This window comes from Nocardiopsis sp. LDBS1602, assembly GCF_035818715.1.
Taxonomy (GTDB): domain Bacteria; phylum Actinomycetota; class Actinomycetes; order Streptosporangiales; family Streptosporangiaceae; genus Nocardiopsis; species Nocardiopsis alba.
The window spans coordinates 1,259,957-1,281,789 of the sequence record NZ_JAYLVW010000001.1 but is presented as its reverse complement, the minus strand read 5'-3'; the positions used below and the strand labels follow the sequence as shown (position 1 = coordinate 1,281,789).

19 protein-coding genes are annotated in these 21,833 nt (G+C 70.2%); 10 read left to right on the top strand and 9 right to left on the bottom strand.

Annotation, left to right across the window (positions count from 1 at the left end; all coding sequences use genetic code 11):
• Positions 1-71: 71 nt before the first annotated feature.
• Complete coding sequence (locus tag U9J66_RS05825; protein WP_326337242.1) at positions 72-602, bottom strand: winged helix-turn-helix domain-containing protein; 531 nt, start codon at positions 600-602, stop codon at positions 72-74.
• Positions 603-837: 235 nt separating this feature from the next.
• Here U9J66_RS05825 and U9J66_RS05820 point away from each other — a divergent pair, with 235 nt between their 5' ends.
• From U9J66_RS05820 to U9J66_RS05800, 5 genes are all read left to right on the top strand, one after another.
• Positions 838-1,698, top strand: coding sequence for a MetQ/NlpA family ABC transporter substrate-binding protein (locus tag U9J66_RS05820; RefSeq protein WP_326337241.1), 861 nt, complete (start codon positions 838-840; stop codon positions 1,696-1,698).
• A 223-nt stretch (positions 1,699-1,921) separates the two neighbouring features.
• On the top strand, positions 1,922-2,974 hold the full coding sequence (locus U9J66_RS05815) for an ABC transporter substrate-binding protein (RefSeq protein WP_326337240.1): 1,053 nt from the start codon (positions 1,922-1,924) through the stop codon (positions 2,972-2,974).
• A gap of 146 nt (positions 2,975-3,120) precedes the next feature.
• On the top strand, positions 3,121-4,179 hold the full coding sequence (locus tag U9J66_RS05810) for an ABC transporter substrate-binding protein (protein WP_326337239.1): 1,059 nt from the start codon (positions 3,121-3,123) through the stop codon (positions 4,177-4,179).
• 7 nt (positions 4,180-4,186) lie between these two features.
• Positions 4,187-4,957 (top strand): ABC transporter ATP-binding protein, encoded by a 771-nt coding sequence (locus U9J66_RS05805; protein WP_014913368.1) that lies wholly within the window; start codon positions 4,187-4,189, stop codon positions 4,955-4,957.
• A complete protein-coding gene (locus U9J66_RS05800; protein ID WP_014909126.1) occupies positions 4,950-5,822 on the top strand; it encodes an ABC transporter permease in 873 nt (290 codons plus the stop codon). Before U9J66_RS05805 ends, U9J66_RS05800 begins: the two co-directional genes overlap by 8 nt.
• A 151-nt stretch (positions 5,823-5,973) precedes the next feature.
• Here the strand turns inward: U9J66_RS05800 and U9J66_RS05795 are convergent, their stop codons facing one another.
• Positions 5,974-7,134: an iron-containing alcohol dehydrogenase gene (locus U9J66_RS05795; protein WP_326337238.1), complete on the bottom strand. Its 1,161-nt coding sequence runs from the start codon at positions 7,132-7,134 to the stop codon at positions 5,974-5,976.
• Positions 7,135-7,358: 224 nt separating this feature from the next.
• The gene (locus U9J66_RS05790; protein ID WP_014908543.1) at positions 7,359-7,955 is read right to left on the bottom strand and encodes a Dps family protein; all 597 of its coding nucleotides are present in this window, start codon (positions 7,953-7,955) and stop codon (positions 7,359-7,361) included.
• A 409-nt stretch (positions 7,956-8,364) separates the two neighbouring features.
• Between U9J66_RS05790 and U9J66_RS05785 the strand changes: the two genes are divergently transcribed.
• Positions 8,365-9,189, top strand: a complete 825-nt coding sequence (locus U9J66_RS05785; protein ID WP_326337237.1) for an aldo/keto reductase — start codon at positions 8,365-8,367, stop codon at positions 9,187-9,189.
• 25 nt (positions 9,190-9,214) lie between these two features.
• Here U9J66_RS05785 and U9J66_RS05780 read toward each other — a convergent pair whose 3' ends face one another.
• Positions 9,215-9,370 (bottom strand): hypothetical protein, encoded by a 156-nt coding sequence (locus U9J66_RS05780; protein WP_187294478.1) that lies wholly within the window; start codon positions 9,368-9,370, stop codon positions 9,215-9,217.
• Positions 9,371-9,450: 80 nt separating this feature from the next.
• On the opposite strand from U9J66_RS05780, the gene U9J66_RS05775 reads away from it, so the two are divergent.
• Entirely contained in the window at positions 9,451-9,957 is a 507-nt protein-coding gene (locus U9J66_RS05775) for a RidA family protein (RefSeq protein ID WP_017533940.1), read from the top strand.
• On the opposite strand, the gene U9J66_RS05770 is transcribed toward U9J66_RS05775, so the two are convergent.
• Positions 9,923-10,930, bottom strand: a complete 1,008-nt coding sequence (locus tag U9J66_RS05770) for a DMT family transporter (RefSeq protein ID WP_326337236.1) — start codon at positions 10,928-10,930, stop codon at positions 9,923-9,925. The two genes, U9J66_RS05775 and U9J66_RS05770, sit on opposite strands and share 35 nt — an antisense overlap.
• Positions 10,931-10,998: 68 nt before the next feature.
• Here U9J66_RS05770 and U9J66_RS05765 point away from each other — a divergent pair, with 68 nt between their 5' ends.
• Positions 10,999-11,586 carry a TetR/AcrR family transcriptional regulator gene (locus tag U9J66_RS05765; RefSeq protein ID WP_017533938.1) on the top strand — a complete coding sequence of 196 codons (588 nt, stop codon included), beginning with the start codon at positions 10,999-11,001 and terminating at the stop codon, positions 11,584-11,586.
• Between the two features lie 9 nt (positions 11,587-11,595).
• On the opposite strand, the gene U9J66_RS05760 is transcribed toward U9J66_RS05765, so the two are convergent.
• Positions 11,596-12,525 (bottom strand): sulfotransferase family protein, encoded by a 930-nt coding sequence (locus tag U9J66_RS05760; RefSeq protein WP_014909998.1) that lies wholly within the window; start codon positions 12,523-12,525, stop codon positions 11,596-11,598.
• A gap of 124 nt (positions 12,526-12,649) precedes the next feature.
• On the opposite strand from U9J66_RS05760, the gene U9J66_RS05755 reads away from it, so the two are divergent.
• Positions 12,650-13,447 carry an SIR2 family NAD-dependent protein deacylase gene (locus tag U9J66_RS05755; RefSeq protein ID WP_014912037.1) on the top strand — a complete coding sequence of 266 codons (798 nt, stop codon included), beginning with the start codon at positions 12,650-12,652 and terminating at the stop codon, positions 13,445-13,447.
• A gap of 14 nt (positions 13,448-13,461) precedes the next feature.
• On the opposite strand, the gene U9J66_RS05750 is transcribed toward U9J66_RS05755, so the two are convergent.
• From U9J66_RS05750 to U9J66_RS05740, 3 genes are all read right to left on the bottom strand, one after another.
• A complete protein-coding gene (locus U9J66_RS05750) occupies positions 13,462-16,710 on the bottom strand; it encodes an NACHT domain-containing protein (protein WP_326337235.1) in 3,249 nt (1,082 codons plus the stop codon).
• A 127-nt stretch (positions 16,711-16,837) separates the two neighbouring features.
• Positions 16,838-17,512: a uracil-DNA glycosylase gene (locus tag U9J66_RS05745; RefSeq protein ID WP_014911780.1), complete on the bottom strand. Its 675-nt coding sequence runs from the start codon at positions 17,510-17,512 to the stop codon at positions 16,838-16,840.
• A gap of 155 nt (positions 17,513-17,667) precedes the next feature.
• Complete coding sequence (locus U9J66_RS05740; protein WP_017533936.1) at positions 17,668-19,299, bottom strand: serine/threonine-protein kinase; 1,632 nt, start codon at positions 19,297-19,299, stop codon at positions 17,668-17,670.
• 150 nt (positions 19,300-19,449) lie between these two features.
• On the opposite strand from U9J66_RS05740, the gene U9J66_RS05735 reads away from it, so the two are divergent.
• A complete protein-coding gene (locus tag U9J66_RS05735) occupies positions 19,450-21,759 on the top strand; it encodes a protein kinase domain-containing protein (RefSeq protein ID WP_326337234.1) in 2,310 nt (769 codons plus the stop codon).
• Positions 21,760-21,833: the final 74 nt, after the last annotated feature.

The window sequence follows — 21,833 nt, the reverse complement described above, 5'->3', positions numbered from 1 at the left end:
TCGACGCGGGCCCTCGCACGGCCGACGAGAAGGGGCCGGCCGCCACGGGCGCTCGTGGCGGCCGGCCCCGGTCAGTTCTCTCGGGGCGGGTTCGGTGGTTGCGGCCCGCGGTAGATGTAGCCCACCTTCCGGACCGTGACGATGTGCTCTCCGGCGGCCCCGAGTTTGCGCCGCAGTCGGTGGATGTGCACGTCGATGGTGCGCGAATGGAGATCACGGCCCGAGCCCCAGATCCGCTCCAGGAGTTCGGCGCGGGTGACCGCCCGTCCGGGGGAGGCGGTCAGGCGGTCCAAGAGCTCGTACTCCTGGTAGGTCAGTTCGACCTCGGCGCCCCGGGACCAGACCCTCCGGGCGCCCCGGTCCAGGAACAGGGGGCAGGTCTCCACCTCGGGCGGGACCGGGCGGTCGCGGGGGTGGGGTTCGTCCACGATGACCCCGTAGACCAGCATGTAGCGCCCGCTCTCGGGGAGGGGCAGGACGCCGAGGAGGGAGTGCTCCGACTCGTGAGGGCCGTCACCGGAGGCGGGGGCGACGGTCAGAGGTGCTCGCGGTGCGGCGGGACGACGGTCGGCTCCGGGGGAGGCGGTGTGTGCGCTGAGCATGGTCCCATGATGCGCCGGATTGTATGTAATATCTACCGGATTAGTTGGTAATCTGTTCTCTGTGGGGAACGCCACGCTCAAGACGGTCGAAAGGGAAATTTCCTACCAATAAGGTCGGCTAGTCTCTGAGCAGCGCTTCAGCGTTCCCCGCGGCACGCGGGTGCGTCGCGGCCGGCCACCGTCGGCCTCGGGCGCCGTCCGCGATCCTCCGTCCCACGATCACCAAGGAGTGCCCATGCGCACGACCTCCACCCTCATCGGTGCGGCCGCCCTCGTCTTCGCCGTCGCCGCCTGCGGTGCCCCCAGTGAGCAGGCCTCCGAGGCCTCCGAGGACGGTCAGGGTCCGCTTCGCGTCGGCGTCAGCCCGGTCCCGCACGGCGACATCCTCGCCTTCATCGACGAGAACCTCGCCGAGGAGGCCGGCCTGGAGCTGGACATCGTGGAGATCGCCGACTACAACACGCCCAACGCCCAGTTGGTCGACGGCGACCTCGACGCCAACTACTTCCAGCACCGCTCGTTCCTGAACGAGTGGGTCGAGAACGGCCCCGACGCCGACCTCGAGTACCTCACCGACGTGCACATCGAGCGTCTGGGTCTGTACTCCGAACAGGTCGACGACGTCGCCGAACTGCCCGACGGCGCCGAGATCGCGGTCCCCAACGACCCCGCCAACCTGAACCGCGCGCTGGGCATCCTGGAGGCCGAGGGTCTGATCACCGTCGACCCCGACGCCGGTGAGACCGCCACCGAGAAGGACATCACCGACAACCCGCGCGACCTGGAGATCCGACCCCTGGAGGCGGCCCAGATCCCGCGTTCGATCGCCGACACCGACGCCGCGATCGTCAACGGCAACTACGCCATCGAGGCGGGGCTGACCGACGAGGCCGAGGTCCTGGCCTGGGAGCCCGAGGGCGACGACTACGTCGAGAAGTACGCCAACGGCCTCGTGGTCCTGGCGGAGAACGGCGACGACGAGCGCATCCGGATCCTGGCCGACCTGCTCCACGACGAGCGGGTCCTGGACTACATCCAGGAGACCTGGCAGGGCGTCGTCCTGGCCGTCGACGCCGATGGCGAGCCCATCGAGTGATCCTCGGGCGTCGTGGTCCCGTCCACGACGTCCTTCGGAAGGGGCGGCGGGGTCCTCGACCCCGCCGCCCCTTCGCGTGCCCGGGCCAGGTGGTCCGGGCCTTCGTGTTTTCGGGGGGCGCATGAGTGGCGCAGGTCACGGTGGGTGGGTTCATCCGATCTTCCACAAAACCTACTCATTAAGTAGAGTTTTCCTGTCAGGCTCCGACCTTCGAAGGACCCCCATGAGTATGCGTACCCCTGTGCTCTCGTCCGTCGCCGCCGCGGCGGCCATCGGACTGCTCGCCTCCGGATGCGGAGGGGCGGACGACGGCGGAGGGGCGGGCGGGGTCGACACCCTCACCCTCGGCTACTTCCCGAACATCACCCACGCGCCGGCCCTGGTCGGGGTGGAGGAGGGCTATCTCGCGGACGCCCTCGGCGACGTGGAGCTGTCCACCCAGACCTTCAACGCCGGTCCGGACGCCATCAACGCGCTCTTCTCCGGGGAGATCGACGCGACCTTCATCGGCCCCAACCCGGCCGTCAACGGCTGGTCCCAATCGGGGGGTACGGCCCTGCGGGTCATCGCCGGCTCCACCTCGGGCGGGGCCGGTCTGGTCGTGCGCGAGGGGATCGACGGGATCGAGGACCTGCCGGGCACCACCCTGTCCACGCCCCAGCTCGGCAACACCCAGGACGTGGCGTTGCGCTGGTTCGCCGAGGAGCAGGGGTGGGAGGTCGACACCGAGGGCGGCGGCGATCTGTCGATCGTCCCCCAGGGCAACGCCGAGATCGTCGACGCCTTCGTCCTCGGTGAGATCGACGGGGCCTGGGTCCCCGAACCGCACCTGAGCCGTCTGGTCGATGAGGCCGGCGGAAAGGTCCTCGTGGACGAGGCCGACCTGTGGCCCGAGACCGATGGTGCCTTCGTGACCACCCACCTGATCGTCAACGCGGACTTCCTGGAGGACAACCCGGAGGTCGTGGAGGATCTGCTGCGCGGCCACATCGAGACGGTCGACCGCGTCAACGAGGACCCTGAGGAGGCTCAGAGGGCGACCATCGCCCACCTGGGGGCGCTCACCGGTAGCGAGCCCGACCCCGAGGTGGTCGCCTCGGCCTTCGACAACGTCACCTTCACCGTCGACCCGATCGCCGCCTCCCTGCGGGGCGGGGCCGAGCACGCCGAGGCGGTCGGCCTGCTCGACCCGGTCGATCTGGAGGGGATCTACGCGCTCGACCCGCTCAACGGTCTCCTCTCCGAGGCCGGTCGGGACGAGGTCGAGGGGTTCTAGGGGGCGGGGGTCCGGTCGGGCGGGGTGTATCCCCCCTTATCGGACCTTTTCAGTGGGGAATTGTCGTGGCGGTGCTTCCACAAAACCTACTTCTTAAGTAGAGTTTTCCCGTCCCACCACAGACGCCCCCGATAAGGACCCCTGACATGCGTGTCTCCCCACCCCCGCCGAGAACCCTCGTGGCCGCCGCCCTGGCTCTGAGCCTGGCCGCCACCGGCTGCGCGGGAGAGGGGAACGGGGCGGACGCCGACGGCTCCTCCCTCACCCTCGGCTACTTCCCGAACATCACCCACGCGCCGGCGCTGATCGGTGTCGAGGACGGCCTCTACGAAGAGGCCCTCGGAGACGTCGACTTCGACACCAGGACCTTCCACAACGGTCCCGACGCGGTCAACGCGCTCTTCTCCGGGGAGATCGACGCGGCCTTCCTCGGTCCCAACCCGGCCGTCAACGGCTGGTCCCAGTCCGGAGGGGAGGCCCTGCACATCATCGCCGGTGCCGCCGCCCAGGGGAGCGGACTCGTGGTCCGGGACGACATCGAGACCATCGACGATCTGCCCGGCCACACCTTCTCCACCCCGATGCTCGGAGGCACCCAGGACGTGGCGTTGCGCTGGTTCGCCCGGGAACAGGGGTGGGAGGTCGACACCGCCGGTGGGGGCGACCTGTCGATCATCCCCCAGGACAACCCCGACACCGTCGACGCCTTCGAACTCGGCGAGATCGACGGGGCCTGGATCCCCGAACCGCACCTGAGCCGGATCCTCGCCCAGGGCGACGCCCACCTGCTCATCGACGAGCCCGACCTGTGGGAGGAGACGGACGGCATGTACGTCACCACCCTCCTCGTGGTCAACGCCGACTACCTGGAGAACAACCCCGAGACCGTGGCGGACCTGCTGCGCGGCCATGTCGAATCCGTCGACCGCATCGACGACGCTCCGGAGGAGGCGGCCGAGACCACCCGTCTCCACCTGGAGGACCTCACCGGCGGCACGCTCGACCCCGAGATCACCGCCACGGCCTTCGACAACGTCGCGTTCACCGTCGACCCCATCGTCCCCTCACTGCTCACCCAGGCCGAGCAGGCGGAGGCGATCGGTCTTCTGGACCCCGTCGACCTCACCGGAATCTACGCACTCGACCCGCTCAACGACGTCCTGGCCGAGGCCGGACGCGAGCCGGTCGTCGGGTTGGAAGGGTAAGGGCACCATGAGCACCATCACCGAGAGCCCCACCGGCACCAACGCCGTGCGGATCGACGACATCACCAAGGTGTTCGGACGCGGCGCGGGTGCCGTCACCGCCATCGACGGCATGTCCATCGAGATCCGCACCGGCGAGTTCCTCGCCATCCTGGGCGCCTCCGGATGCGGCAAGAGCACCCTCCTCTCGCTCGTGGCCGGGCTGGAACAGCCCACCGGCGGCAGCGTGGAGGTCGGCGACCACCGGGTCGCCATGATGTTCCAGGAGGCCGCGCTCTTCCCCTGGCTCACCGTGGGGGCCAACATCGAGGTCCCCATGAAGGTCAACAAGGTGCCCAGGGCCGAACGCGCGCGTCGTGTGGCCGAACTCCTGGACCTGGTGCGCCTGACCGGTTTCGAACGCAAGCGCCCCCACGAGCTCTCCGGCGGCATGCGTCAGCGGGTCGCCCTGGCCCGGGCCTTGGCCCAGGACGCCGACGTCCTGCTCATGGACGAGCCCTTCGGCGCCCTGGACGCCATGACCCGCGACATCCTCCATGACGAGCTGGAGCGGATCTGGCGGGAGCGGTCGCTGACCGTCATGTTCGTCACCCACAACGTGCGCGAGGCGGTGCGTCTGGGCGACCGGGTGGTCCTGCTGTCCAGTCGACCCGGCCGGGTCATCGCCGAGTTCGAGGTGGAGGGCGAGCGTCCGCGCCGCATCGACTCGGTCCAGATCGCCGAGCAGGCCGCCACCATCACCGACCGACTCCGCGAGGAGGTCTCCCGTCATGCCTGAGACGTCGACGAAGGACAGCGCCGTCCAAGGCCTGGACGCCCTCGAACTCCAGCCCCGGCGCGGTACCGCCGAGCGCGGCCCGGCCGAGGTGGCGCGGGGGATCTGGGCGGCCACCTGGCCCAAGCTCGCGGCCGTGGCCCTGGTGCTCCTGGCCTGGCAGGCCGTGGTGTGGAGCGGCTGGCGCTCCGAATGGGTCTTCCCCGGGCCGGACCGGGTCCTGCCCACGCTCTTCCACGAGATCACCACCCCCGAGTTCTGGGAGGCCGTGCGGGTCACCATGCGGCGGGCCTTCATCGGCTTCGCCCTGGCCCTGGCGGTGGGCGTGGTCATCGGGTTGGCGGTCTCGCAGTTCAAACCGCTGCGGGTGGCCATCGGGTCGTTGATCACCGGCCTACAGACCATGCCGTCGATCGTGTGGTTCCCGTTCGCGATGCTGCTGTACGGCATCAGCGAGTCGGCCATCATGTTCGTGATCGTCCTGGGCGCGGCCCCCTCGATCGCGGGCGGTCTGACCTCGGGGATCGACTACGTCTCCCCGTCGCTGTTGCGGGCCGGCCAGGTGATGGGGCTGCGCGGAGTGCAGCGCTACCGCCTGCTGATCATCCCGGCGGCGCTGCCGATGTTCGTCACCGGACTCAAACAGGGCTGGGCGTTCGCCTGGCGTTCCCTGATGGCCGGTGAGCTGCTGGTCATCATCAATCAGCAGAACTCGATCGGTTGGGCGTTGAGCCAGGCGCGCCAGCTCAACGACGCCGAGCGGCTTCTCAGCTACATCATCATCGTGTTGGCGATCGGCATCGTGATCGACGTGTTCTTCAACTGGGCCGACCGCTCCCTGCGCCGCAGGTGGGGCATCACCCGCTAGAAGAGGGGTGACGGGGTCGCGGCGCAGGGGCCCACGACCCCGTCCCGTTCCCCTGTCCGGCCGAGGCCGTCGCTGCCGGTGGGCCGCCCCTGAGGACACGAGGCCCTCCACCGACACGGACGCGTCGGTGGAGGGCCTCGCGGTGTCCGATCTAGCCGTAGACGACCTGGTACAGACGCACGATCTCCTCGGCGGTGGGCACCCGGGGGTTGTTCCCCGGAGAGCCCGAGGCCAAGGCCTGTTCCGCCATCGTCGGGGCCGCCTCCCACCATTCGTCGGCGTCGATCCCGTACCCGTACGGGGTGGGCACGTCCAACTCCTCGTTGAGCAGTCGCAGCTCCCACACCAGGGCCCTGGTGGCCTCGCCGACACCACTGTCGTGAGCCGCCATCCCCATCGCCCGGGCGCAGTCGGCGTAGCGCTCGGGGGCGGAGGGCACCGAGAACTCGGTGACCGCCGGCAGGAGCATGGCGTTGGACAGCCCGTGCGCCACCTTGAACCGGGCGCCGATCGGCCTGCTCATCCCGTGGACCAGGGCGACGCTGGAGTTGGAGAAGGCCAACCCCGCCTGGGTGGCGCCGGCCATGACGGCCTCCCTGGCCACCCGGTCGTCCGGGTCGGCGTAGGCCGATCGCAGGTGGGCGAAGAGGAGACGCATCGCCTCGCGGGCCAGGCCGTCCGAGATCGGGTTGGCCCGCCTGCTCACGTACGCCTCGATCGCGTGGGTGAGGGCGTCGATCCCCGTATCGGCGGTCAACCTGGGCGGCATGCCCAGGGTGAGTTCGAAGTCCACCAACGCCGCGCGCGGGAGCAGGGCGGCGCCCGCGCACAGCATCTTCTCGTCCGTCTCCGTGTCGATGATGATGCTGTAGCGGGTCGACTCCGACCCGCTGCCGGCCGTGGTCGGAACCGCCACCACCGGTAGAGCGGGGGCGTCGGTGACCACGGGGGCCTTGTAGTCGCGCATCCGGCCTCCGTGCGCTCCCACCAGGGCGATGGCCTTGGCGGTGTCGATGGGGCTGCCTCCGCCCACACCCACCAGGCAGTCGAAGTCGCCCTCCCGCAATACGCGCACCCCGTGCTCCACCACCTCCGTGGTGGGGTCGGGCACGGTCTCGGAGAAGACTCCGGGGGAGAGCCCCGAATCGCGTAGCTCTCGCAGGATGCCGTGGAAGAAGGGCTGCTCGGCGACGAAGGGGTCGGTTACGACGAGGGGGCGGGACAGGTCGAAGGACTTCAGGACCTCGGCCAGTTCGGCCGAGGCCCCGGCACCCACGCGTATCACGCGGGGCAGGGCGATGGAAGCGGTCACGTCGATACCTCCGGGGGTCGGGAGTTCGGTACCGGTCCCCGTCCGGGACGTTCGGAGGGGCGGCCGCCGGGACCGGGGACCTCGAACGGCACGCTCGGTGATCGTCTACGTACCCCCTCGTCGGCCCTGACACCTCCGGATCCTGTCCGGTTCCGGACCGTGATGGAGGTGGACGGCCGAGGGGCCGGCCGCCCCACGGCGACCGGCCCCTCGACGGGTTCGATTCAGCTGCGCACCAGCGGCGTGTCCACCAGGTGCTCGGCCACGAACCAGGCCTCCAGCTCGTTGGTCCGGATCACGTCCGAGACCAGGACGTCGTTGGTGCCGTCGTCGCCCATCTCCTGGACGCGGGCCGCGGCGTCGTGGCTGTCCTCCAGGATGGTCTCGTGCGCCTCCAGCAGACGGGAGAGCATGGCCGGGACCTCCTCGACACCGTTGGGCGGCCTCGGGATGGCGGTGATCTCCGCGACGTGTCTGGGGTCGCCCACCGCGACACCGCCCAGCGTCTGGACGCGTTCGGCGATCGTGTCGATGAGGGCGAGCTGCTCGTCGGCGTGCTTGTCCATGAGCAGATGCAGCTGGTAGAAGGTCTGGCCGCGCATCAGCCAGTGGTGCTTCTTGTAGAGGTCGTGCAGGATACGGGTGTCGCACAGCACCTGGTTGAGCCGCTGACACGAGTACATCCGCGCGTCGTAGGACAGACCGATCGGGAACTGGCGTACCGTCCCGAACTGCTGGATCTCCTCACCCCTCTGGTGGAGCCACGGCTGGCTGCTGCGGGGCTTCGGAGTCTGCTTCGCGCGCTGATCGGCGGTCGTCACGGCTGGATTCCCCCTCTGAGATCGGCGTGGAGCGGGCGCCAAGGTGCTCCGCCTGTCAGTCTCGAACACCGACCGTTGTCGCAAGAGAAAACCCACCCCATACCGGGGCAAGGCTTTGCCCTGGAGGCGGAACGCGGGGCGAGGGCCGCACTCGAAGGAAGGGTGTTCGCCCAGAGCGAACAGAGGTGCGTGAGGGGTGGGGAAGAGCCCTTTCCGCCGGAGCGCGGGGAGGCCGAGGTCGATGGTCGATGAGGGTCAACAGGGTGAAAAGCCCGCACAACAGCGGCGCAGCCTCAAGTCCGGACTCGCTCCGACATGGCAGTATGCGCACAGCGGTCACCAAGGCCGCACCAGGGGGAAGACGAGACGAAAGCGACGGGCCGGTCGGGTCCGGCGGGGGAAGAGGACGATGACGGTTCCCGACATCACACTGAACAACGGGCTCCGGATGCCGCAACTGGGCTTCGGCGTGTGGAAGGTGCCCGAGGAGTCCGTGACCGAGGTCGTCCTGGAGGCGTTCGCCGCCGGCTACCGCAGCATCGACACCGCGGCCGCCTACGGCAACGAGAAGGGGGTGGGCGAGGCCCTGCGCCGTTCGGGGCTGGAACGCGGCGACATGTTCGTCACCACCAAGCTTGCCAACCCCGATCAGGGTTACGACTCGACCCTGCGCGCCTTCGACGCCTCACTGGAACGGCTCGGTCTGGAGGTCATCGACCTCTACCTCGTGCACTGGCCGCTGCCCCGGCGCGATCTGTACGTCTCCACCTGGAAGGCGCTGGAACGCCTGTACGCCGAAGGACGCGCACGCGCCATCGGTGTCTGCAACTTCCAGCCCACGCATCTGGAGCGGGTCATGGAGGAGGGCGGGATCGCCCCCATGGTCAACCAGATCGAGACGCATCCCCGACTCGCGCAGAAGGACATGCGCGAGTTCGACGCCGCGCACAACATCGTGACCGAGGCGTGGAGCCCCTTGGGGCAGGGGCGACTCCTGGACGAGGACGTGATCGTCGAGATCGCCGAGGAGCACGAGAAGACCCCGGCACAGGTCATACTGCGCTGGCACATGCAGCTCGGCAACGTGGCCATCCCCAAGTCGGTGACCCCGGAGCGCATCCGGACCAACTTCGAGATCTTCGACTTCGAGCTCTCGGACGAGGAGATGGGCCGGATCGACGGACTCGACGAGGGGCACCGCTTCGGGCCCGATCCCGACACCTTCGACGAGTGAGCCGGGGCGGCACGGAGGTCAGAGGCTAGCGGAGCTCGCGGAACCTACGGGCGCCGGTGAGCATGGCCTCGGTGCCGTTGCGGCGGGTACGGGCGACGTACACCGCGCCGCCGATGAAGATCGAGAGGAAGATCCCGACCACGACGGTCAGGGCCAGGACGGACAGCACGAAAGAGAACATGCGCTCATCGTAGCCGCACACCTGATGATCCTCCTCCAGGGGCACCGAGGTGAGCGCCCATCGACAGGGAAGGGCCGCTGATGGACCGCACTCCGCATGAGATCGTCAATCCGCTCAGTCTCTCCGACCCCATCGGTTACTCGCACGCGCTCGTGGTCACCCCCGGGCGCACGGTGTACATAGGAGGCCAGACCTCGCGCCGTATGGACGGTGTGCTCACCGGTGACTCCTTGGTCCAACAGTTCGACCAGGCACTGGCCAACATGGTGGAGGCGCTGCGGGCGGCCAAGGCCGAACCGACGCACGTGGTGAGCATGCGCGTGTACACGACCTCCATCGGCGTCTACCGGATCAACCTCAACACCCTGGGGTCGATCTACCGGCGCCATATGGGCCGCTACTACCCGCCGATGTCGGTCGTGGGGGTCACCGAACTGCTGACCTCGGGCGCCCAGGTCGAGCTGGAATGCCTCGCCGTCGTCCCGGACGTCTACATCGAAGAGGCGCCGGAGGAGGCGTCACGAGAATCGGTGGAGGAGGTCGAGGCCACCTTCACCGGAGAGGTCTCCGATCGGGATCGGGACTGAGAGGCTCCGCCGAGGTTCCTTCGTCACGCGGCCGCCGGGACTCCCCGGCGGCCGCGTCGCGTGTGCGACCGGGGTGACCCGAGCGGACCAGCCACACCGCGGCCAGGCACACGCCCGACCCCGCCAGGGTGCCCGCGCTCACCGGATCGCCGAACATCAGCCAGGTCCACAGCATCGTGGTGGGAGGGGTGAGATAGAGCAGCGCCGACACGCGGGCGACGCCGCTGCGCGCCAGGTTGATCCAGTACAGCCCGTAGCCGCCCAGGGTCGACAGCACCACCACCCAGGCCACCGCGCCCCAGAAGCCCGGATCCGCCGGAGGGGCGAGGGTGCCGGTGACCGTCGCCAGGCCGACGAACAGCACCGCGCTCACCGAGCACTGCACCGCCAAGGCCTCGATCAGACCACCGCCGGGCCGGGTCCGCCGTTCCGTCAGGGTGGCGGCGACCAGGGAGAGCATCGCCCCCAGCGGCAACAGGTACGCCCACCAGGGGGCCGCGCCCGCGCCGACCAGGTCGGACCCCACCACCAGGGCCACCCCGCCCAGGCCCACGACCAGCCCCACGGCCTGACGTCGTCGGACCGCTTCGCCCAAGAGGGGCACGGCCAGGGCGGTGGCCACCATCGGTTGCAGGGCCGCGACCAGGGCACTGGTCCCGGCGGAGACCCCGTACTCGGCGGCGGCCACCACGCCGTACAGGTAGCCGGCCTGGGCGAGTAGCCCCACCGTCCCGTGCAGGGCCAGGTCACGGCGGTCCATTCGAACACCCCGCCACAGGCACCAGGCGACGAGGAGCGCGGCCACGACGAGGAAGCGCCAGGCCAGCAGCGTGGTCGTGGGGGCGTGCCGGGTTCCGAGCTCGGCGCCGACGAAACCCGAGCTCCACATCACCACCAATCCCACGGCCAGAAGAGGGGCGAGCGGGTCGCGGAGGCGGCGCGGAACGCGGCGCGCGGTGTCGATGGGTTCCATGCCGCCGAGGTAAACACACCGGTCGGTATACTCACAATGTAGTCGTCCGTTCCAACGAGGGAGTCGATATGCGCACCACCGAACGGAACCCGCTCACCCCCGCCGCCCGCAGGGTCCTGGCGGTGGCCTCGGAGCTCTTCTACACCCGGGGCATCAACACGGTCGGTATGGAACTGGTGGCCGAGGAGGCCGGGGTCACCAAGAAGACCATCTACGACCGCTTCGGCTCCAAACAGCGTCTCGTGGTGGCCTACCTGCGCGGCCGCGACGAACGCTGGAACGATTTCCTCACCTCACGGGTGGAGGCGCACGAGGACCCCGTGGCCCGGATCCTCGCCACCTTCGACGCGCTGGGGGAGTGGATGGACCGGGAGAACGAACGCGGCTGCGCCATGGTCAACGCCTACGCCGAACTCTCCGACCCCGAGCACCCCGGCCGGACCGTGGCCGAGGAACAGAAGGTCCGTCTCCGCGAGCTGTACCGGGAGCTGGCGGCGGAGACCGGGGCCACCGACCCCGGGGCCCTGGGCGACACCCTCGCCATGCTCCACGAGGGGGCCGTGGTCGGTCGCAACGTCACCGGGATCGCCGACGCCGCGGCCACCGCTCGGAACGCGGCCGGAGCCCTGCTCCGCGCGCACGGCGTGGACGCCTAGGTTCCCGACCTACCGGTACCCCAGGCGGGAGAGTTCGTTACGGGCCACCTCGTGCACGTCGCCGTGGTCGCTCCGGGACAGCCGCTCCCGCCAGGAGCCCACACCCCAGGCCCGTTCGGTCAGCAGCTCGCTGGCCGAGACCCGGGCCCCGGTGAACCTGCGCAGCTCGCCGGCGGCCTTCACCTCTCCGCCGTGCACGTCCTCGTACCGCAGGGTCAGCAGCTGCTCGGGGCCCAGCTCCCGACGCAACCGCGCCGACATGCGCACCGCGCCCCGCCAGCGCATCGCGCACTTGGTCGCGGTCGAGCCGTCCGTGAAGCGCTCCAGGTCGGCCTCCTCGTCCAGGCCGAAGAAGTGGTTGGGGAACTCGTGCTCCAGCTTCATGAAGCTGGGCTTGAGCCAGGCCAGCGATCGCTCGTCCTCCATCATGTCCGCGACGACGTCCCGGCCGTCCCGGATGACCTGGACGAACAGGGCGTCGGGGAAGGCCGCGTGCAGCGCGCTCGCGGAGTAGAGGAGGTCGGGGCTGGCGTCGCCGTAGCGGACCGCCTCGGCGCTGTGCTCGCACGGCTCGGCGGAGGCGTTGGCCGGGATCCGGGCCCCCGGGCCCGGACACCTCGGACAGGTCAGGGGGGTCAGATGCCAGGTCTCGGCGTAGGCCTCGCGGAACAGACTCGCCGTTCCGGCGACCTTCTCCGAGGCCAGTGAGGGGCGCCTGGCCACGGCGTAGACGGTGTTGAGCACCCCCGGGGAACCCGCGCCCAGATGGAAACCTGGCGCGCGGGACAGGGCGCGGGCGATCACCGGGACCCCGGAGTGGGGAGCGCCCAGAACGAAGACGGGGCGCTGCACCTTGGTCCCGTTGACCACGAGGATGTAGGACGGCTGCTGCTTCATGATTCCGTCGATTTTCGCACCCTTCGCACCACTCGCGTGCATTGGCCGGTCGTTGTGGTGCCATGCCCCACACGTTCCCCGAGGTTACGGGTATCCGGGAGCATCCGGTTCGCAGCTCGCGGGCGGGCCGTGAGAAGCGGTCCCGACGTCGCTGTAACAATGAGGTATGGCCTCGAAGACCGACGACACCGTGCCCTTCACCGACCCCGAGGGGTTCGAGCACGCCGCCGAACTGTTGGCGTCCGCGCGGCGCATCACCGTCCTGACCGGCGCGGGCGTGTCCACCGACTCCGGCATCCCCGACTACCGAGGGCCCCAGGGGCTGTGGACCACCGACCCGGGCGCGCAGGCGATGTCGGACATCGACAGTTACATGGGCGACATCGACGTCCGTCGCGAGGTCTGGCTGGCCCGCCGCGCCCACCGGGTCTGGGAGGCCGAACCCAACGCCGCCCACCGCGCCCTGGCCGAACTGGCCGGCTCGGGCCGCCTGCACGCCCTCATCACCCAGAACATCGACGGTCTGCACCAGCGGGCCGGGGTCCCCGAGGACGAGGTCATCGAGGTCCACGGCACCATGCTGCGGGTCATGTGCATGTCGTGCGGGCTGCGCACCCCCAGCGCCGTCGTGCTCGACCGACTCGACGACGAGTCCGACCCCCGCTGTGTGTCCTGCGGGGGCATTCAGAAGTCGGACACCATCTCCTTCGGCCAGCGCCTGGACCCCGAGGTCATCGAACGCGCCGCCCGGGCCGCCCGCGAATGCGACGTCTTCGTCGCCATCGGCACCTCCCTGACCGTCCACCCCGTGGCCGGGCTGTGCGACGTCGCCATGATGGCGCGGGCCCCGCTGGTCATCGTCAACGCCGAGCCCACGCCCTACGACGACTACGCCGGGGCGGTCCTGCACGACCCCATCGGCGAGGTCGTGCCCGCCCTGGTCGCCCGGATCCTCGACCGCTGACCCGGGCGGACCCCTCAGGGACCGGCCGACCCGAACGGCGATTCCGGAAGAGACGGGTAGCGGAACGGCACGGAGGGGTCGGAGTCCGGAGGAGAGAGCTCGGGGTCGTCGGAGTCCTCGCCGAGGAAGGCGAGGATCTCGTGACGCAGCCGGGCGAAGGACTCGGCGATCTCGGGTGAGGGGAACGAGGTCCTCGACAAGGTGCGCACCGTCCGTTGCGTCAGGGAGGCCAGCTCGCTCCTGTACCTCATGTCCGCGTGGGAGGGCCAGGACCGCAGATCCTCGTAGGCCTGCCGTAGAACGGTGAGGGTGGCGTTGTCCGCCACGCGCCGTTTCTCGACACTCGGGTCCAGTACGACCTGTTCCCGAACCTTTTCCCTGAGCAGGCGCCGATAACAGGAGAGCCGTTCGTCGACCTGCTGCACCGTGAGGGTGTCGAGGGGCTCCAACCGGAGTCTGAGGATGTCGTGGGCCAGGATCCAGGACCTCTCCCCGTCCTCGTCCCGGTCCACGTACCAGGTGCCCAGATCGTCGGAGACGTGCCTCAGGTACGGGGAGAGGATCAGGGCCAGCCGGGAGGCGGTGCCGTTGGCGCGTAGCGCCGTCGAACGCAACAGCCGCGCCGCCACCGTGCCGGTGGGGATCTCGACCTCGTAGGGGTTATCGATCCCGGGGTCGGCGTCGACGTCGCCGCGGAGTTCGAAGCCGGTGCACTCGCCCAGATTGACCGGCTCGCCCCGCTCCCGGTCGAGCACCGTCACGGGGTTCTCGTTCTCCCAGAAGCCCAGGTGGCGTACGCGCGCCGTGTCCAGGATGCCGAACCACTGCGCGGTGGGCAGTGACCGCCAGAGCGACACGGTCCTCCGCCAGGCGTGCCAGGGGTCGGTGGATTCGGGATAGAGCTCCCGGAACGGGATCGGTTCCTCCGCGAACAGGACCGCCAGGGTGAGCAGATTGGCCGTGTAACAGGCCTCCCTCGTGGACAGGGACAGCCGTTGGGGTTCGTAGTCGAGGAAGGACCGGTTGGGCGCGGGGAAGGGGGCCTCGCGGAAGAGGTCCAAGAGCAGCTCGCGCAGGTCGTGGCCGAGTTCGGTGTCCTCGGACACACGAAGCTCCAACCGCTCCTCCAGGAAGGAGACCACCTTGTCCCGCCCCGCGAAGGCGGCGAAGGAGGACAGGGCGTAGAGCTCGCCGTCGTCCAGCGGGGCGGACCTGCCCCGGCGGCGCGAGGCGCGTCGCCGGTCCTCGGCCAGCTCCTCCAAGGCGGTGATCACCATGCGCGCCACCAGGTACTCGCCGAAGGTCGCGTGCAGGAACTCGAAGGCGCTGCTCGTCCCGTCCGCGGTGCGGGCACGGTCCTCGTGTACGAAGAAGAACCGGCCCAGCACCTGGTGGGCGGGGGCGATTTCCCCGTGCAGGTCGGTGTGCTCGGGGCGTTCGGCGGCCTCGGGCATCAGCACGGCCAGGTCCCGGTCCAGCTCCTCGGCGCGCACGCTCTGCCGACCCCGGGCGAACATGGCCATCGCGACGACCTCCAGCCGGCGCAGCTCGTCCTCCACGGCCTGCTCCCGGGCCCGCCCGCCGAGCCGTGAGTGGTGCTTGGCCACCTCACGAGAGGCGAACATCCGCAGCAGGCGTTCGTACAGCTCCCCGTGCGAGAGGTGTTCCGAGGCCCGGAGCAAGGCGTTGTCGTGGGCGTCGTAGATCAACAGCATCAGCAGGAGCAGCGGCTGTTCGGCCAGATCGCGATAGCGCAGCACCGTTCCGGCTTCGAGGGGGCTCAGACCGCGTTCGGCGAAGGCCGCCTCGTTGGTCCGGTTCCACAGGTCGAGCATCCGCTCGACCTGGGCCTCGTCGAAGGGCTCCAGCCGAATCACCTTGGTACCCGCGGGGAAGCGGGTCCGGCCGACAACCAGGGTGCGGCTGGTGACGATGACGACCACCGGCTGACCGAGGGCCTCCTGCTGTTGCTGGAACTCCTGCACCCGCTCCAGGTAGTCGGAGCGGTCCACCCCGGAGGCCTGAAGGAGCTCGTCGAACCCGTCCAGGATGATCACCGGTAGCGCCCCGTCGGCCTCGTCGGCCAGCTCCCGCCAGGAGACGGAGGTGTGCAGATCGGCGCGCAGCCCCTCCTCGATCTGGACGTGCAGGGGGGCGTTGGGGCCGACCGAGCGCAACTCCACCCGGATCGGCAGGAAGTCCTCCTGCGGGAGCTGCGCGGCGAGCATCTCGGTGAACTTGGACTTGCCCGCCCCCGGATGCCCCAGGATGACCAGGGGGGACTCGGTGGAACGAGGGTGGGTGATGAGGGCGGCCACCAGGGACTGGAGATCGTCCTGGACGGGCCAGATCCACCACCAGTCGTCGTGTGCGAGGGCGCCCTCCCCGACGGCCATGGCGAGCCGCCCCCGTGGCGGGATGTAGGCCTCCCGGAGCGAGGGCAGACGCAGCCCCGGTGGGGCGTCGTCCGAGCGCAGGACGGGCCGCTCCAGGACCGCCTGGTAGGCGGCGGAGAGCTCTCGACGTCGACGGGGAACCGAACGCTCCGAACCGATCCGGGTCAGTTGTGCGTGCAGGTCGGACAGGCCGATACCGATCTCTCGACGGGTCCGCGCGTGCTCGTCCCTGGACAGCCACATCCCGAACTCGGGGATCTCGGCGCCCAAGCGGAGCAGGTTCTCCTCGAACCGTTCGGACATTCGCTGTTCCAACGGCCCGGCCAGCTTCACCATCAGTGCACGACTCTCGGTGATGCCGTGGCGTTCGGCGATCTCGAGACCGCAGACGAACCTGATGAAGGCGTCAAAGGAAGCGGGGCGAAGAGCTCGCCGGCCGATGCTCGTTCGATGCTCTGGTCGCATAAGGGGAGATACGGGGACAGGGCTGGAAACCGAGATCAGATGCCGGTCCAGCAGCGTGTACTGCTCCTCGGCGGTGATCTTCAGATCGTCCAGACCGAAAGGCATCCCGACCTCCTCGAAGGCCTCCGCCGCGGCTTCGAAGAACGAGATGATCACCAGGACCTGGTAGGCCGCTTCGATCTTCTCGGTGCGGGAGAGCCGACTCTCCCCCTTGAGCTTGCCGCGCATCCCCTCCAACGCCTTGCGGCCCTTGCCGACCAGGGCACCGCGGAGCCCGAACAGGTCGGGCACGCCCACCAGGCCCAGGCCTCCGTCGGCGACCTTCTCGGCCAGGTCCAGGACCTCGGAGTCGTTCTCTCCGAGGATGCGCAGCGCGTCTTCGTAGCGGAGTCGCTTGGCCATGACGGGGCCTTTCCGGGTTCGGGGGGTGGAACGCGGCGGACCCGGTACCGGGGGAGGTACCGAGTCCGTGGGCTGGTCGGGGTTCTAGGGTGGTAGGGCCGAGGAAGGCCCCTGAGGGTGAGAGTGCCTAGGGCAGCTGCCAGTTCACCGGTTCGGCGCCCTGTTCGACCAGCAGCTCGTTGGTCCTGCTGAACGGCCGGGAGCCGAAGAAGCCGTTACGGGCCGAGAGCGGGCTCGGGTGGGCCGACTCCACACACGGGACGCCGGGCATCATCGGGCGCAGGTTGCGGGCGTCGCGGCCCCACAGGATCGCCACGAGCGGTCCGCCGCGCTCGGCCAACGCCCGGATGGCCTGCTCGGTGATGGCCTCCCAGCCCTTGCCCCGGTGCGAACCGGCCTTGCCGGGGGCGACGGTCAGGACCCTGTTGAGCAGCAGCACGCCCTGCTCGGTCCAGGGGGTGAGGTCGCCGTTGGAGGGCATCGTGGTGCCCAGGTCCTCGCCCATCTCCTTGTAGATGTTGCGCAGGCTCGCGGGCAGACGCACGTCCGGGGCCACCGAGAAGCTCAGCCCGACCGCGTTGCCGGGGGTGGGGTAGGGGTCCTGCCCCATGATGAGCACGCGCACCTGGTCGAAGGGCTGCTGGAAGGCGCGCAGGACGTTGTCGCCCGCGGGCAGATAGGTGCGTCCTTCGGCGACCTCCTGGCGGAGGAAGTCGCCCATAGCGGCGATCTGTGGGGCGACCGGCTCCAACGCCTTCGCCCAGCCGCTGTCCATGATCTCAGTGAGGTCCCGTGTTGCCATGGCCAGAACATTAGTACCAGGCGACGACAACGGCGTCCCCTTCGGACGATCGGGGATCCCCGTGGGGAGGCCGTTTCCGGCGGCGCGACCCCGTCGGGAGGGGCGCGCCACCGGCCGCGGACCGCCCTCACCTGGGCGGACGCGGACGGTCGGGGTCAGGGGTCCATGTGCGAGCGCCAGCGTTCCAGATGGGAACGGATGCCCTGTGTGCTGGACGCCTCCTCGCCGTGCAGCCTGATGTGATCGGCGAGCAGCGCCTCGTAGTGCCGGACGGCCTCCTGCGGGCGCCCACTGTGGCCCAGATAGGCGGCCTGGTAGTGCCGGGCCCGCAGGGTGACCGCGGCGTCCGCCCCGCGCAGCCGGGTTAGATCGGGGACCAGCGCGGACAGCAGCTCCACGGCGCGGGCCGGATCCCCGGACTCGCCGACCTCGAACCCCAGGTACAGGCGGGTGGTCAGCACCTTGGTGGAATCGGGGCCGCCGACGACGATCAGGTCCGGCACGAGTTCCCCGTGGGTGCGCGCCGCCAGAGCGTGGTCGCCGGCGCGGCCCGCGTTGGTCGCCAGGTAGTAGCGGGCGGCCAGGGTCTCGGGATGGCGCGGTCCGTACACCCGGTTCAGGTCGGTCAACAGGGTGCTGAAACCGGCGACCGCGCGCGAGTGGTCGCCGCTCTTGCCCGTCGCGTAGGCCTCGCGACGCCGGGCGCGCAGAGTGTCCGGATGATCGGGCCCGAAGGAGGCGCGCAACAGCGGCAACAACGTACGCAGCTCCTCCGCGGCGGCCCGGTACTCGCCCGCGTCGGCGCGTTCCCGTGCGGCCTCCACCAGCTCCATGAGCCGGATCGGGTGGGCGTCGGTGTTCCGATCCTTGGCGTCCTCCTGGGTGTAGGGGAGCGTCGGCGTCAGCCGGGGCACCGGGGCGGTCGGCGTGGGCCGGTGCGGAAGATAGGGGGACAAGCGGTCGCGGACCTCCTCGGCACTGGAGGGGCGGTCCTCGGGCCGTTTGGCCAACATCTGCGCGACCAGCTCGGACAGCGAGGTCGGGATCTCCGGACGCAGCGCCGCCGCCGGCCTCGGAACGTCGTGCAGGTGCATGCGCAGCACCTTCAACGGCCGATCTCCCCGGAACGGGGGTTCGCCGGTCAACAGCTGGTACAGGATGGCGCCCAGGGAGTACAGGTCGCCGGCGTGGTCGACCCGGCCGCCCCGGACCTGCTCAGGGGACATGTACAGCGGAGTGCCGATCACCTGGCCGGTCCGGGTGATGCGGTCGTTCTGGTTGGCCGCGGTGAGGGCGGCGATCCCGAAGTCCAGGATCTTCAGGGTGTCCTCGCCGAGCTCCTCCTCCACCACCATGAGGTTCCCCGGCTTGACGTCCCTGTGCACGATCCCCGAGGCGTGCGCGGCGCCCAGGCCGGAGGCGGCCTGGGAGACCAGGGCGGCGGCCCGGCCCAGGGGCAGCGGTCCGTTCTCCTTGATCACCGCCGAGAGCGGCCGGCCCTGGACCAGCTCCATCACGGCGAACACCACGTCCCCGCCGTCGGGGTCGTGGCCGAAGTCGTGCAGGATCACCACGTTGGGATGGCCGGCCAGGCGGGCGGTCAGCCTGGCCTCGCGCCGGAACCGGGCCGTGATCTCGGTCGATCCCACCCGCGCCGGTCGGATCAGTTTGACCGCCACGGGACGGTCCAACAGTTCGTCCACCGCGCGCCAGACCTGGCCCATGCCGCCCGCGCCGAGCTTGGACAGCAGGCGGTAGCGACCGCCCAGGACCCTTTCCTCCGGCACGCGTGCCCCCTGTGGTCGGACCAGCCCCGACCGTTATCGGGGCCGGGGAGTACGGGGCGTAAGCGTACAGCGGCCGGCGTTAGTGTGTTCTCTGCGCCCGTCGGCGCCCGTGACCCCGCAAACCCCCTTGTGGAATCGAGTGTCAGAGTCGTGAGCCCGAGTCTCTACGTTGGCCCGGATACCCAACCGGACAAGTACCGCCTGGTCAGGTCGGTGGGACGTGGTGGTGAGGCCACGCTCTACCTGGCCGAGGTCACGCTGGCCGGGCAGACCGAACCCGTGGTGGTGAAGGCGCTCCACCCCGACCTCACCGCGGACGACGAGAAGTTCGCCGACCTCAGCGCCCGCTGGGCCGAACAGGCCGAACTGCTGCGCTTCATCAACCGCCTGGGCGTGGTCGGGGTACGGGAGCACTTCGAAGGAGCGCCCGAGCACCCGGCCGACGGCGCGGCCGAGCTGAACGACCGGGCCCTGTACCTGGTGATGAACTACGTCGAGGGCCTGGACCTGCGGGACTGGCGGGCGGAGAACCCGGTCGAGGGGGTCGCCGGGCAGCGTCGGGTCCTGCGGTTCCTGGAGCAGGTCGCCCAGGTCCTGGACCTGCTGCACTCGGGACGGGCCACCCCGTCCAAGCGGGTGGTGGTCCACGGCGACCTGTCGCCGGGCAACATCATGGTCAGCGAGGAGGGCCAGGCCACCCTGGTGGACTTCGGCCTGAGCCGGATCGCGGCCCGGCACATGACCGCGCGCCCCTGGTTCACCCCGGGCTACGCCGCTCCGGAGATCTTCACCGGCGAGTACTCCGCCGCCACCGACCGCTACGCCTTCGGCGCGATCGCCTACTTCGCCCTGACGGGTGAGGATCCGCCGCCCGCCCCCGAACAGTTGCGTGAACGGTTCGGTGCCCTGCCGCTGCTCGCCGAGGCGGAGGAGGGGCAGCGGGAGCTCGTCATGAGCATGTTCTCCATCGAGCCCTCGGAACGCCCCGAATCCTCGGCGTGGGTCAGGATCCTGCGCTCCCTGGCCACCTCGGCGCCTTGGACGGGTCCGGTCGCCGATCCGGGTGCCGCTCCGGAGCCCGGGGAGGACGGTCTCGACGACGACGCCCTTCCCGAGCCGGGAGAGGCCCTCGCGGCGGCCGCGGTGTTCCCGGGCGGGAGCACATCCGTCGACACCCCCGAGGGGGCGCCGCCCAGGGGACCGCGCTTCTCCGGCCCCGCGCCGACCGACACCGGCGCCCAGGACGTGGCCGCGGCCGGACCGGAGGTGGACGACGCACCGGGTGGGGCCGCTCCCGGGACGGGCGAGGACGCCTCCGACGCGGAGGAGCCGATGTCCAAACGCCCGGTCGGTGGGATGCGCGGCAGGCCCGTGCAGGAGCCTCGGCCCCCGGCTCCGCGCCCCCTCCCCGAACCCGGCCCCTCCTCGGAGGCCCCGGTGCCGACCCCCGCCACCCCGCCCATGGGCGTCTCCTCGGCCTCCAGGCAGGGGCCGCCGCCCTCCCGTCCGCCGAGGTCGGGGCCGCCCGCAGGAGCGAGGGCGGGGTACGGGCCCCCGTCGGGGCCGCAGAACCCCCCGCCCGGCGGTCCGGTCCCGGGTCCTTCCGGTCCCTGGTCGAGGGCGACGGGCCCGGGCTCCTACCGGAACACCCCGGCTCACGGCGCCCCCGGTCACAGTGCTCCGGTCCACAGCGGACCCGTCCAGGGCGGTGCTCCCCAGGGGTACAACGGTTCCGGCCCGGTGCCGCCCCGGCCCGAGCCGGCGGCGGAGAAGCCCAAGCGCAGGTCGCGCAAGCCCATGATGATCGGTCTGGCGATCTTCGCCGTCGTGTTCATGATCGTCGGAGGCGGTGGCACCTACCTGTTCATCGACCGCGTCCTGCCCCTGTTCTCCGACGAAGGCGGACGGACGGTCGAGGCGGACGCGCGGGAGGAGCCCTCGGAGAGCCCCGAGAACGAGGCGCAGGCGCAGCCCGATCCCTCCGAGAAGCCCGAGAAGGAACCCTCGGACGAGCCCGAGGGCGGGTCCTCCGGGGCTCCGAGCGGCGGCGAGACCCTGCTCACCCAGATGGAGGCCGTCGACCAGTCGAACAACGACTACTGGCGGCCCGAGACCGGACGCGCCGACATCGACGGTCAGGCCTACAACCGTGCTCTGATCTCCGGGTTCTGCAAGACCTACGACTCCCGGTGCTCGGGGTGGATGGACTACAACCTCGGCCGGGACTGGAACACCTTCACCGCCACCATCGGCGTGGAGGACAGCTCCAGCTCCTCGGCGACGACCACGTTCCTCGTGCTCGTCGACGGAGAGCAGAAGGTCACCGAGACGCTGCGCCTGGGCGAGGTGAAGGAGATCGAGGTCTCCGTCGAGAACGCCCTGCGCCTGCGGGTCGAGGTCGAGAGCGACGGCACGGGGGTCTACCCGGTCTGGGCCGACCCCGTCCTCACCAAGGACTGATCGGAGCCCCTCCGAGAAGCGGCGACGGGCCCGCCCGGACCCGTGACGTCCGGGCGGGCCCGCTCCGTTCTCGC